The organism is Candidatus Dependentiae bacterium (assembly GCA_035445995.1).
GTDB lineage: Bacteria > Babelota > Babeliae > Babelales > Vermiphilaceae > DAOMRS01.
Genome location: DAOMRS010000001.1, coordinates 896,904 through 909,877, shown reverse-complemented (window position 1 = coordinate 909,877; position 12,974 = coordinate 896,904). Strand labels below are relative to the sequence as shown.

Annotated in this window: 12 protein-coding genes; 4 read left to right on the top strand and 8 right to left on the bottom strand. The window is 37.5% G+C overall.

Going from position 1 to position 12,974, the window contains the following annotated elements; translation table 11 throughout:
• Positions 1–73 precede the first annotated feature (73 nt).
• Together smpB and PK943_04375 are read right to left on the bottom strand one after the other, a co-directional pair.
• Positions 74–523, bottom strand: a complete 450-nt coding sequence (gene smpB, locus PK943_04380) for an SsrA-binding protein SmpB (GenBank protein ID HRN78452.1) — start codon at positions 521–523, stop codon at positions 74–76.
• 3 nt (positions 524–526) lie between these two features.
• Positions 527–991 carry a DUF2062 domain-containing protein gene (locus PK943_04375; protein HRN78451.1) on the bottom strand — a complete coding sequence of 155 codons (465 nt, stop codon included), beginning with the start codon at positions 989–991 and terminating at the stop codon, positions 527–529.
• A 123-nt stretch (positions 992–1,114) separates the two neighbouring features.
• On the opposite strand from PK943_04375, the gene PK943_04370 reads away from it, so the two are divergent.
• Positions 1,115–1,819, top strand: coding sequence for a hypothetical protein (locus PK943_04370; protein HRN78450.1), 705 nt, complete (start codon positions 1,115–1,117; stop codon positions 1,817–1,819).
• A gap of 1 nt (position 1,820) precedes the next feature.
• Positions 1,821–2,843: a tRNA (adenosine(37)-N6)-threonylcarbamoyltransferase complex transferase subunit TsaD gene (gene tsaD, locus PK943_04365; GenBank protein ID HRN78449.1), complete on the top strand. Its 1,023-nt coding sequence runs from the start codon at positions 1,821–1,823 to the stop codon at positions 2,841–2,843.
• Here tsaD and PK943_04360 read toward each other — a convergent pair.
• The 4 genes from PK943_04360 to rpmA all read right to left on the bottom strand — a co-directional run bounded on the left by PK943_04360 (position 2,840) and on the right by rpmA (position 8,041).
• Positions 2,840–4,864, bottom strand: coding sequence for a neutral/alkaline ceramidase (locus PK943_04360; GenBank protein HRN78448.1), 2,025 nt, complete (start codon positions 4,862–4,864; stop codon positions 2,840–2,842). The genes tsaD and PK943_04360 overlap by 4 nt on opposite strands.
• A 116-nt stretch (positions 4,865–4,980) precedes the next feature.
• On the bottom strand, positions 4,981–6,237 hold the full coding sequence (rho, locus tag PK943_04355) for a transcription termination factor Rho (protein HRN78447.1): 1,257 nt from the start codon (positions 6,235–6,237) through the stop codon (positions 4,981–4,983).
• A 586-nt stretch (positions 6,238–6,823) separates the two neighbouring features.
• The gene (gene secF / locus PK943_04350; GenBank protein ID HRN78446.1) at positions 6,824–7,702 is read right to left on the bottom strand and encodes a protein translocase subunit SecF; all 879 of its coding nucleotides are present in this window, start codon (positions 7,700–7,702) and stop codon (positions 6,824–6,826) included.
• Positions 7,703–7,786: 84 nt separating this feature from the next.
• Positions 7,787–8,041 carry a 50S ribosomal protein L27 gene (gene rpmA / locus PK943_04345; GenBank protein HRN78445.1) on the bottom strand — a complete coding sequence of 85 codons (255 nt, stop codon included), beginning with the start codon at positions 8,039–8,041 and terminating at the stop codon, positions 7,787–7,789.
• Between the two features lie 281 nt (positions 8,042–8,322).
• Here rpmA and PK943_04340 point away from each other — a divergent pair, with 281 nt between their 5' ends.
• Positions 8,323–9,348, top strand: a complete 1,026-nt coding sequence (locus PK943_04340) for a hypothetical protein (GenBank protein ID HRN78444.1) — start codon at positions 8,323–8,325, stop codon at positions 9,346–9,348.
• 37 nt (positions 9,349–9,385) lie between these two features.
• Here the strand turns inward: PK943_04340 and PK943_04335 are convergent, their stop codons facing one another.
• Positions 9,386–9,529, bottom strand: a complete 144-nt coding sequence (locus tag PK943_04335; GenBank protein HRN78443.1) for a hypothetical protein — start codon at positions 9,527–9,529, stop codon at positions 9,386–9,388.
• 68 nt (positions 9,530–9,597) lie between these two features.
• On the opposite strand from PK943_04335, the gene PK943_04330 reads away from it, so the two are divergent.
• The gene (locus PK943_04330; protein ID HRN78442.1) at positions 9,598–10,155 is read left to right on the top strand and encodes a hypothetical protein; all 558 of its coding nucleotides are present in this window, start codon (positions 9,598–9,600) and stop codon (positions 10,153–10,155) included.
• A 50-nt stretch (positions 10,156–10,205) separates the two neighbouring features.
• On the opposite strand, the gene polA is transcribed toward PK943_04330, so the two are convergent.
• Positions 10,206–12,929 (bottom strand): DNA polymerase I, encoded by a 2,724-nt coding sequence (gene polA / locus PK943_04325; GenBank protein ID HRN78441.1) that lies wholly within the window; start codon positions 12,927–12,929, stop codon positions 10,206–10,208.
• Positions 12,930–12,974 lie beyond the last annotated feature (45 nt).

Here is a 12,974-nt window from a genome sequence, read left to right as displayed (position 1 = left end):
AGTAGCCTGTAAAAAGGCTTATTTAAAGAATTGATCTACTTTTAGAGTATCAGACGTAAGCCTATAGTGTCAATCACTCGCCCTTGAGTGCCCGCCTGGTCTCTCGCTTGATATCCTTTTCTTTAAGTTCTTTTTTGCGATCAGGTGCTTTTTTATGCTTGCAGATGCCTAGCTCAACCTTGGCAATGTTACGGTTGTTAAAATAAACCTTGAGTGGAACTACCGTAATCCCCTTTTGGGCTATCATCGTAATTAATTTGTTCAATTCACGCTTGTGTACTAATAATTTACGCGTACGTTTTGCCGCATCTTCTGATTTGGTATACGCCTTATCATACGGGGTAATATGGGCATTGACCAAGAACAACTCACCCTGCTTGATGTGTGCAAATGACCCGACTAAAGAAACAGAGCTGGCTCGCATAGACTTAACTTCATCACCAGTCAGCACAATACCCGCTTCTATTTTGTCTAAAATTTCATAATCATGAAACGCTTTTTTATTCTGTGCAACTATCTTCATGCATTATCCCAGACTGCCCATGCGTTGTGAAACAATATGATGTACCACAAAATAAACAACTATACTTAATAAAAGCCCTAACAAATGCCCACCAATCATAAATGCCCAGAAAGAAATGCCAGACATACCGGTATGACGTGTAATAAAATTATTAATAGAAGATACCCAGCTTGGATTCATATACATGGCATCAATACCAAGCCAATAAAAAATATGATCACCTACTACATGGCCTGTCGCATAAATAGGAACCATGGTCCAAGGATTATTGAGTAAAATAGACACTGCAAATAAGAGCGCTGCGTTAAGAGCAAATAACCATGCAAAAAGAAAAACCATAGCCGTGTGGAACCCAACAAAGGGAGAAAATGCTATAAATACACCAAAGGCAAATGACAGCGCTGCTTTGCGTGGTGAACGTTCTATGAGTATCATCTGCTTTAATTTTTTGGTTAATGTTGCTATCATAACTTTCTTTTATAGATGGGCTATAAAACCCCTCATTTGAAAAAAACAAACAGTTTGACTATGCTAAGCTTATGTTGTGGTACGAATAGTAAAAAACCTAAACGTTTATATAAGGGATAATCAATGATTAAATATACGTACCTGTATAATGCCCATGCTACTTTTTTAGTATTGCTTATTTTAGCTTCTTTGACAAGCCAATGCGCTAACCCTCATACACCATTAATGCTTGGTTCTATGCAATTCCCACAAACAGTAGAATCCATACCTGTTCCGAGTGTATATTGGATGGGGAAAAAGATTCCATGTGAAGTACACGATGCCACCAAAAAAGTTACCTTCGATTTTCCTAAAGGAAACAAAATCCAACATTTTTACATTCTAGCAACCGAATCAATTAGCTATCAACTAAAAAAAAGTAAAAAGCTTGATCAACAAACTATCGATTATATAAAAGTTGATCATGATCAACATTATAAACTCTATAAGCTCAGTCCATCTACAAATATCAATGATGATCAAACTACGTATGTCTGGAACATACAACCGATTAACCTCAACAGTCAGACACGCCGTATCCCCGATGCAACCATTATTGTACTTTGCAACCCTGATTATATAAAAGAATTAGAAGGTGGTAATGAATTAACACTCCCAACTATTGTTATGCAAGCAGACATGGTAGAACGTGCAGGCTCACAAGAAAAATTACAAGAGAATGCTATTGTCTTACAACTTGCATCACTTGATACAGATACTATACATGCACCACTCAAGCACGTAGTAAAAAATATTGGCCATCGAACCTTAATTGCACCAACTACTTAATATGAAAAAATCACTTTTGACCCTTGGTATAGAAACATCGTGTGATGAAACTGCTGCAGCAGTTTATGATAGCGAACGCGGCATTCTTTCTAATGCCCTTTTTTCCCAGACAGAATTACATAAATTATTCGGTGGGGTAATACCAGAACTCGCTTCTCGTTCGCAGCTGGAAAAAATTACGCCTATTGTGCAGGCAGGACTTGCCAATGCCGGCGTCAACTTAGCAGATATTGATGTAGTAGCGGTCACAAATAAGCCAGGATTGCCTGGTTCATTATTAGTAGGCGTATGCTTTGCAAAAAGTATTGCGTACGCTACCAAGAAAAAAATAATTGGTATCAATCACTTAGAAGGGCATGCATTTTCTTCATTCTTAGAACACAATGTCCCTTTTCCACACCTATGCTTGACCGCATCTGGCGGTCACACTTCTTTGTATTTAATTACCGGATTTGGTGAATATCAAGTACTTGGATCTACTCGTGATGATGCCGCCGGTGAAGCATTCGATAAAATTGCAAAACTACTTGCACTACCATACCCAGGTGGCCCAGTTATTGAAAAACTTGCGCGTGAAATGAGCTTTGAAGATTTTTTCAATTACTCACGCTCGAATACTGACACGCTGGATTTTAGTTTTTCCGGTTTAAAAACAGCCGTACTTTACGACTTGGTCAAGCGCAATGCCTATGATATGAAAACTAAAACACTGCTCGATACCAGTGAATTACTCAAAAAACAAGTAGCAAGCTCTTTGCTTGTATGTATTACCGATATTTTTGAACACAAACTTGCACGTGCACTCAAAGAACATCAACAAGTGAAAGCTGTTACGTTTGTAGGAGGTGTTGCATGCAACACCTATATCAAAGAACGCTTACGTGATTTTTGTGCTAAAAAACATGTTGCTTTTTTCACCCCATCACGCCAATATTGCACTGACAATGCAGCCATGATTGCATTTGTAGGTAATTATAAAGCGTTACAAGGTAAATTTGATGATCTTAGTTTGGATATTTTTTAATTAATCTTAAATTCTGATGAATACCCAACGTATGATCTAATGTTGTGATCTAACCCAGATTTCCAATCACCATAATGCACAATACGATATATACCCGGTATAATATTTTTTGGTATACGCCACGCAATAGTCACTAATGAATAGGCAATACCTTCACGGTCCCAATGATATTCTGTGTCCCAATCATTGTCAGTACGTATAGTAACCCATGTACCATTTTCCTTACGTTGTACCTTCAAGAAAGTATCTTGAATGCGATAATTATTTTTAGGATGCGCTCCCCAAAACACTGCTTCTACTCGATCACCCGGTTTGTAAATTGAGCGAACATTCTGTTTGATATCGCCAAAACTTTTAAATAAGGGTTTATCATCAAACACTACGCCCGTCTGCAAATTCAGATGTACAATGCGTGCCAAATCCGGTGGCATTGGCCCGCGTGGAACTGATGTATTATCAAGGAATGCTTGCGCAAGTTTGTCATATTCTTGTTGCAAAGCAGCAAGAGTCCATGGCCCAAAATGTGTCGAAGCACCTTCGTATCGTTGCACTTGATATTCTTCATAGGTAGTAACATAACCTGCATATCCATTTGCTAATGTAGTCAAAATAACATCCATTATTCCAACAGATGCTAACTTGTTAGCTACCATTTCCCTAAGCCGACGACCTGCCATAGTAGTAAGCTCGAACGGTACTCCTACTAGTGCAATGTTACCTACAATAAAAATTTGAACTGGTAAAATTTGTGGCGTCCATGGATATGGCTTTTTACTACCCGTTTCAATAGCAATTGGCTTTATGCCTTGTCGTGGCTTGGTTACTAATGCACACGCAATATTTGGAAATATATCAGTCACATTATTACAAGTAATGCCTTGTTTACCAAAACCTTCTCCATCTTGCGTACCAGCTAACATAGAAATGCCTATTGCAGCCGGAGATGTTGTATGCGATGTACCGTCAGTAAATTTTGGATCAATAGCAACATCATCCATAGCAACAAATGTATGTCGATAATCAACTGCACCATGTAATTGTGTACCTGATGCATAAAAAAGTTCTTTGGCTTTTTCATACTGAGGTTTACCGGCATTTTCTACATCTTGTATTCCCTGCAATCCTGAACCACCTGGGCGGCCTAATTTATTTGGTGAAATATCACCAGAATTAGACTGTACAAATGCAGCAACAAATGATTGTGAATCATACGTAGATTCAAAATCTTTTTCTAATAAATAAGCTGCATACCCTTTGTTATCACCATGCACTAGACGGTTTTGATTGCCCATAGAAGTACCATGTAATGCAAACCAATTTATTACGCCAATTGGTTCACCGGTAGTACGAACAAATTTAAGTTGCACAACTTGCGTATCCATATTACTAACGTATTTATCACGTTCATTTTTTGGGTTTTTGACATATGCTGACGGGGATCTATTAATACCAAGCATAGGCAAATCTGAGTACGCTATATCTATGTACGCGGAAGCCATGTTATCATGTGCACGAGCAATAGCACGCACTATACCATCAACAATCGTATTAAAATTTTTACGATCAAATCCAAGAGTACTCAAATTATAAAAAGCATACGTAGAGTAACCGCCAGGGCCACTATGTTGGTGACTTGCTGCTAACATTACATTATCATGATCATAAAGACCATCGTATTTTTGCTTGAGAATACGGACAACTTCTTGCTTAATTCCTAAAAATAGTTGACCAAGATCTGCTTCTACAAATACAACGCGTTTACCATTACAGGGAGATTCGATAACAAACGCTCGTGCCCACAACCGTTGGTATAACCCTTTTGTTTTTTGCTCGAGTAACCCATATCCCATCATGCCTTGCTCTGCAACCGGCCCAGTAATATCGTATATCCCAGCACCAACCTTAAATTGTATATTCTGTAAGCACGTAGCTTGATCAATAGGAGTTATTGCATAAGCAGGTGCAGCATACAAAAATATAAAAACTAATACATTGAAGAACTGTTTGTTATATCGATTCATTACATTCCTTGTGCAAAAAATTATCAAACAATGCTAGTGTAATACATGAATTTGGCAAAAAACAAACAATTTATGTATAAAAAAAAGACCACCGTTTTTGCGGTGGTCTTTTTGTCTTATTGTCCGTTTGATTTTTTATTCATGGACTCTACAAAGTCCTTGTTTGTTTTGAATTTCTTCATTTTATCAATCAAGAATTCCATACCTTCAACGGTGTTCATCGTTGCCAAGAATTTCTGTAATACCCAGGCTTTATTCAATTCTTCTTCATTCAATAACAAGTCATCACGACGTGTACCTGAGTTGAGTAAATCGAATGCAGGGAATATGCGACGGTTAGAAAGTTTACGCGTCATATGAATTTCCATATTACCCGTACCTTTAAATTCTTCGTAAATAACTTCATCCATACGCGAGCCGGTATCAACTAATGCCGTTGCAATAATTGTAAGAGATCCTGCTTCTTGTGTGTTACGTGCTGCACCAAAGAATCGTTTTGGTCGTTGCAATGCATTCGCATCAATACCACCAGTCAATACCTTACCTGATGCAGGTGCAATAGTATTATACGCACGTGCTAAACGAGTAATAGAATCGAGTAAAATAACTACGTGTTTGCCTGACTCTACCAATCGTTTTGCTTTTTCAAGTACTAGTTCCGCTACCTGCACATGGCGCTCAGCTGCTTCATCAAATGTAGAGCTAATTACTTCTGCGTTAGTACCTTGTACAACACGCTTCATATCAGCTTTCTCTTCGGGGCGTTCATCAATACCCAGGAACATTAAGTGAATATCCGGATGATTAGCAATAAAACTTTTAGCAAGCTCTTTGAGCAATAATGTTTTACCTACTTTTGGCGGTGCAACAATTAAACCACGCTGGCCATGTCCAACTGGCGTAAATAGATCCATGATACGAGTAGAAAGTGCTTTAGAATCGAATTCCAAATCAAATTTTTTCTCAGGGTGCAATGGGCTCAATTGGTCAAAATGAATACGGTCACCTGTTGCGCTTGGATCTTGGTGATTTACCTTGCTTACCTTGAGTAAGGCAAAATATTTTTCACCCTCTTTTGGCTTGCGAATTACACCAGTAATCGTATCACCCGTGCGTAGATTAAAACGTCTAATTTGCGAAGGAGAAACATAAATATCATCTGGTCCTGATACATAGTCATATTGCGCAGAGCGTAAAAATCCAAATCCATCAGGTAGTTTTTCCAATACGCCTTCAACTTCCATCTCTATATCAGGATGCTCAAGTACGTATTTAATACGCGTAATAAGATCGTCTTTACTCATGAGTCCTGCACCCACAATACCCAAACGGCGTGCGTACATATTAAGCTCATTGAGATTCAACTCGTGCAAAGGTCTTGACTTAAGATCTTGTGGCTGTTGTTGCTGTTGCGGTGATTGTTGTTGGCCAGGTCGCATGCCATCGCGGCGATGATCATATTTTCCGCGTTGTTGGCGAGTATTTTTACCATTACTACTTCTATTTTGTCTTGCTTGATTAGGCTGATTACCCTGACTTGGTGATTGATCAGGCGTATCCAATTGGCTCGGTGCTGGGGTAGCTACCGGTTCATCAATATGGCGTGCTTCTTCAAGAGCAACTTCTTGTTTCTTTGTGTTATCGTTTTCGTTCACAGAAAAACCTCCTACTTAAACAAAGGCAGTACATGCCATATACTCCTTAGCATACTGGCGTACTGATTGTCAGATTCACTAAATTTTTTACTATATTTCATACTATCGACTCTGATATTGTCTGTATAAACACAAACAATTATGCATGTGAAACATTACTATCTTAGGTTGTGGCCTCATATAAGGCACATGCATCAGAAAAACATGCTTACTTTACACACACAGCATGTTATACATAGGCATAACGTTTAAAAAACTTTTAATCTCATGCCATACATAAATGTCACTATCTTGTTCTTACGTACTATTTACGATATAGCAACATCATAATTGGACTTGCAATATAAATAGATGAATAGGTACCAAACACAATACCTACTAACAATGCAAGTGAAAAATCTCGTAGTGCTTCACCGCCAAGTATAAACATTGAAGCAACCGTCAAACCAGTGGTAAAACTGGTCAATAAAGTACGACGCATAGTCTGATTGATACTAGTATTGACTATATCATACAGTGATGCATTACCCATGGTTTTTATATTGTCACGAATACGTGCAAAAATAACAATAGTGTCATTAATTGAGTAACCAAGAACTGCCAAAATAGCACCAATAACATTAATTGAAATCTCTCTATTGAATAATAAGAATACTGCAAGCATAACAAGCGCATCATGGAACAATGCTGCAACTGCTCCCACTGCAAATCCCAAAGACCAGAAGCGGAATGCAATATATCCAAGCATTGCAATAAGCGCATATATAACTGCCCAGATAGATTTCCAACGAAGCGACGCACCAACACCCGGTCCTACAGCTTCACTTTCTTCAATGGTCACTTGTGTATCGGTAGCAACTTCTTGTGCTGCTACACGAATACGCTCAGCCAATCCCTTAACATCATTTGAAAATTCTTTAACACGTACAAGATATTCTGTACTTGAAAAATCCCTGATGACTACTCCATCCCATCCCTTTTGCTCAAGTACCTCTTTCAAGCGCGTTGCGCTAATTTTTTGGTTAAACTTGAGAAGTACCTGCGTACCACCGGTAAAATCAATGCTATAAGTAAATATTTCACCCTTTGTTTGTAATTTATAGGTTGCAACGCCTATCATTGATGCTAACAATAGGACAGAAAACAATGCACACAAACCACGGTATTTCAATATATTTACCATAACAAAGACTCTCCTGTTAATGGGAATAGATACATCTTGGGTTATTTCTTTTTTTTTGAGAGAGATTTATCGATATCAGTATGATTAATTAGGCAATACAGAAACGTATTTGCGACCCTTCATACCATGGTGGAATTTAATTTTACCCGGCCCTTTTGCAAAGAGGGTATCATCACTACCACGGCCAACCAGCTTACCTGGATGTACACGGGTACCACGTTGGCGAACTATAATCTCACCACCGTTAACCACCTGGCCATCAAACAACTTAATACCTAATCGCTTACTATGACTTTCTCGATTATTCTGCGTCGATCCACCGGATTTACTCGTTGCCACCGCAATTCCTTAGAAGTTTAACCTTTTTACTACCTGGACAAGGCCAAGGAAAAAGATACTATTTATTGAACTTTATTAAGATATGATTCAACTGAAAAACAGGCTTCTTTTTTAACCTATTCACCATTAAATATGCCCAATTTGCCCTTAATTGTCAATAACCTTGTAGGAGCCTGTTTTTTAGGTATCACAAGGCCTTTTTTTACACCTCATACCTTGTACTTTTTACTATATCGTCTAAGATTAAGCTCAAAAAACAATCCATCAAAAAGAGGAACACTATGAAAAAACTCATATTATTATTGCTCAGCTTCCCTACAGTCTACGCTATGCAAGACTTGCCAAAAAGTGTGCAATCTAACCTACCTTGGACATTTGAGGAATTACAAGAAGACCATAATGGCTTTGAGCTCATTGGTCATAGCAATCAATATAAAATATTAAACAAATTAATCGAACAGGCTTTTTCTGAACAATTCTGGACAAATCAACAGGGTAGATTATTAGCCTATGCAATATGGTCAGGAAAATTGTCACAAAAAAGAAATAGTTCTAGACCTGAGTTTGAGAGAACTATAACATCAAAAGACACTCCTGAGGGTCTGTACATTATGAAGCAATTAAAATTACTAAACGAATCCAAATTACTAACAGTTTATTACAGCGGTAACGGATTTAATTTTTACAACGCTATCAATCCTGAAATGAGTAAACAAGATGCTGTAGATTTATTTAATAGAATAAAAAAAGCTAAGTTACGTTATTCTCAAGAATTTCTATCATCTGAATCAGTTAATTCATGTTCAAATTCAAGTGCACAATCTAACTTACCTTGGACATTTGAAGAATTACAAGAAGACCATAAAGACTTTAAGCTCATTGGTCATAGCAATCAATATACAATATTAGGCAAATTAATCGAACAGGCTTTTTCTGAACAATTCTGGATAAATCAACAGGGTAGATTATTAGCATATGCAATATGGTCAGGAAAATTGTCACAAAAAAATAATTCTAGACCTTATTTTCATAGAAATATAACATCAGAAGATACTCCTGAAGGCTTGTACATTATGAAGCAATTAAAATTCCTAAACAAATCCAAATTACTAAAAATTTATCACAGGGGTCACGGATTTAATTTTTACGAAGCTATCACTTCTGAAATGAGTAAACAAGATGCTGTAGCTTTATTTGATAACATAAAAAAAGCTGAATCATATTATTTTCAAGAATTTCTATCATCTGAATCAGTTGATTCATGTTCAAATTTAGATGATGATTCAAATTCAAGTAGTGAACTATAAGCAGTCTTCATGCCCCGTACTCGTGAGTCGGGTTTTTTTATTTGCTAATATCATGCCAATTGTAGCCGGTACGTGTAGTAACTACCAATGGAACCTGCCAATCGACTACTGATTCAAGTACGTCTTTGGTCAATTGTTCTGCACGATCTGCTTGCTCTTGAGGCCTTTTTTTACACCTCATTCCTTGCACTTTTTATTATACCGACCTAGAATTAATCGCAGGTAAAACAATATCAAAAAGAGGAACCTATGAAAAAACTCACGTTATTATTATTGCTTAGTTTCCCTACAGTCTACGCTATGGAAGATTTGCCGAAAAATGTGCAATCTAACTTACCTTGGACATTTGAGGAACTACAAGAAAAGCATAGCGATTTTGATCTAACAAGTAAGGTAACTAAAAAAAAATTGATCTCTAGATTATTAAGATATAATTTATCCAAAGAATTCTGGACAAATAAACGTGGCACATTATTAGCATATGCAATATTATCAGAAAAATATAATAAATATCTTGGTTATTATAAATATATAAGTTTAGATGATACCCCTGAAGGTATTTATATCTTTAGGCAATTAGTATTAAAAACATCCGTACCTATACCTATTGGTATAAGTCATGAAGACCTCTCTGTTTGGTACTATAATATTACTAGCGAGATGACTCAAGAAGACGCGACAGATATATACAATGAGCATATTGCTTTGGTAGAAAATAAAAAGAAAGCTGAATTATATTATACCCAAGAATTTCTATCATCTGAATCAGACAACTCAGATGATGATTCAAATTCAGGCAATGAATAATTATCATCTACAAACAGTTTGTATGCCCTGCATTCCGCAAGCGGGGCTTTTTATTTGCTAATATCATGCCAATTGTAGCCGGTACGTGTAGTAACTACCAATGGAACCTGCCAATCGACTACTGATTCAAGTACGTCTTTGGTCAATTGTTCCACACGATCTGCTTGCTCTTGAGGAACTGAAATTAATAACTCATCATGAATTTGTAGCAACAAGGCTGCGTCTGGAATATGCCTTTTCAATTCTTGATCCAGCTTGATCATACCCAGCTTCATGACTTCTGCTGCGGTACCTTGCGCCACCGTATTAATAGCAACACGTCGCGCTTCTTCATATAGAGTTTTATTTTTTTCATAAATTGCAGGTACATAACGACGACGATGCCAGAGTGTTTGCGTATAACTGTGTTGCTTGGTGAATGCCACTATACTTTCCATCCAAGATAAAACCTGTGGATACTGATCAAAATATTTTTCTATGTAATGTTTTGCATCTTTGAATGAGATATCTAAATCTTTAGATAACCCATATGGTGTGAGGCCGTACAAAATACTAAAATTAATACGCTTACCAACTTGCCGTTGTTCATTGGTTACACCTTGCAGTGGCACATCAAACAAACGAGCTGCTGTCTCTGCATGAATATCATGTCCCTGCAAAAATGCATTAATTAAATTTTTATCGCCAGACAAATGTGCCAGCACACGCAACTCAATTTGTGAGTAATCCGCCGACAAGAATATGTTGCCTGTTTTAGGCTTGAATGCAGTGCGAATTTTTTTGCCAAACCCCAGGCCGCCGCCCACCGGAATGTTTTGTAGATTTGGTTCAGAACTTGAAAGTCGTCCAGTCGCCACACTTGTTTGGCTAAATGTTGTGTGAATACGTTTGGTTTTAGGATTCACGTAAGTCGGGAGCGCTTCTATATAGGTGCTTTTTAACTTAAACAATTCTCGGTATTGCACCAACAATGCCGGCACCGGATGCATATCTGCCAAAATAGTAAGCACTTCTTGATCGGTTGAATAACCTGTACCTTTTACATTCTTTTTTTGCGGAGGTAACTGCAATTCTTGGAACAACAGTTGTTCAACTTGTTTGGGTGAATTGAGGTTAACTGTTTGTCCTTTAGGGACATAGCTTTCAATATCAGTTTGAATCACATCCAAAGCTTTGGTTACGGCTTTATTCAACTGATTAAGGTAATCAACATCAATTGCAATGCCTTCTTTCTCCATATCATAGAGCACGTTAATTAATGGGTGTTCTATGGTTGCATAGAGTTCTTGCATGTTTTCTTTTGCGAGTGCTTCTTGTAGTGGTTGTACAAGCTTGAATGTTTGGTGTGCATCAGTAGCTGCATACAACAATGCCAAATCAAGTGGTACTTGCGAAAAATCCTTATATTTGTTGTGTGTCACTACATCTGCAAAACTTAGCATTGGCTCATTAAATAAGTATTCTGACATTGCCTTGAGTCCGGGCCGTTGCCAATCTTTGTTGGTCAAATAAGATGCAATTAACGTATCAAGAGCAAGCCCTTCAATTTCTATACCATAATTACTCAGTACTAATTGATCATACTTTGCATGGTGCATATATTTTTTTATGCTTGGATTTTGTAAAATTGGGCCTAATACATGCAAAATATCTTTGATATCTAATTGTGCTTGTCCATTATTATGGCCACATGGCACATAATATGATGTACCCTCTTGTACGCAAAATGACATACCAATTAATGTAACTTGCAAAGGCTGCAATCCATTTGTCTCAGTATCAAACGCAAAGGCACCTTTTTCTGTAAGCAATGTTGCTAACGCGGTAAGTTCTTCGTGCGTGGTGACTGCTTTAAAATCAAACTGCTTCCAGTAAGCAATTTTATCTTCAATACTTTTTGCGCGCACTTCTTTGGCAGCACCAATTTCTGCTAGCAAGCTTTTGAAGTTTAAATCTTCAAACAATGGACGAGCTTTAACCCAGTTAGCAGCATCAAATGCAAGATCTTCTTTGGATAAATTAGTTGGTTCATATTGCAATAAAAATAAATCACGACTCAAAAATGCATTGTCTTTGTTTTCTTGTAATGCAGTTTGCGTGCGTGCCTTCTTGACTTTATCCAAGTTGGCATATAGATCCTCAAGCGAATCAAATTCTTGCACTAAATCTAGTGCACCTTTTTTGCCAATACCATGCACACCTGGTATATTATCTGATGCATCGCCCAGCAGCGCAAAATAAAAGGGGAATTTTTCTACCGGAAATCCCATTTTTTCTTCAACCGCAGTTTTATCAACAATTTCATATTTAAATGGATCGAAAAGTACAATTTTGTCCGATACTGCCTGACCCATGTCTTTATCAGCGGTTATAAATACCGCCGTGTCACTTTTTTGTGTACGTTCTTTGGCAATGGAATACATAATATCGTCAGCTTCTACACCCTGCTTTGCAACTTGCTTCATACCAATCATATCAGCAAATTGGACAATAAATTCTTTTTGCTCGAACAAATCGCTGGGTGGTGCTTGACGCGTTGCTTTATACGCCTCAAACATGGTATGTCGGGTTGTTTTACCTTTGCTGTCCCACACAAGAGCAATATACTTGGGTTCAAAAGTATCAATTATTTTTTTTATCATACGGCAGAAGCTATAAACCGCTTGCACCGGAATGCCTTGTGGTGTATGCAACGGACGTAATGCATAATATGCACGATACAAAAATGAAGAACCGTCAATTAAAAAAATGGTTTTTTGAGGGTCTAATTTCACACAATTTCCTTTTGCGTTGGATACTATTGCAGGCATAATTTGGTA

What these genes read in the sequence shown, in the direction of transcription:
- smpB (HRN78452.1), bottom strand. Translation starts at nt 523, where the DNA reads ATGAAGATAGTTGCACAGAATAAAAAAGCGTTTCATGATTATGAAATT.
- PK943_04375 (HRN78451.1), bottom strand. Translation starts at nt 991, where the DNA reads ATGATAGCAACATTAACCAAAAAATTAAAGCAGATGATACTCATAGAA.
- PK943_04370 (HRN78450.1), top strand. Translation starts at nt 1,115, where the DNA reads ATGATTAAATATACGTACCTGTATAATGCCCATGCTACTTTTTTAGTA.
- tsaD (HRN78449.1), top strand. Translation starts at nt 1,821, where the DNA reads ATGAAAAAATCACTTTTGACCCTTGGTATAGAAACATCGTGTGATGAA.
- PK943_04360 (HRN78448.1), bottom strand. Translation starts at nt 4,864, where the DNA reads ATGAATCGATATAACAAACAGTTCTTCAATGTATTAGTTTTTATATTT.
- secF (HRN78446.1), bottom strand. Translation starts at nt 7,702, where the DNA reads ATGGTAAATATATTGAAATACCGTGGTTTGTGTGCATTGTTTTCTGTC.
- PK943_04340 (HRN78444.1), top strand. Translation starts at nt 8,323, where the DNA reads ATGAAAAAACTCATATTATTATTGCTCAGCTTCCCTACAGTCTACGCT.
- PK943_04335 (HRN78443.1), bottom strand. Translation starts at nt 9,529, where the DNA reads ATGAGGTGTAAAAAAAGGCCTCAAGAGCAAGCAGATCGTGCAGAACAA.
- PK943_04330 (HRN78442.1), top strand. Translation starts at nt 9,598, where the DNA reads ATGAAAAAACTCACGTTATTATTATTGCTTAGTTTCCCTACAGTCTAC.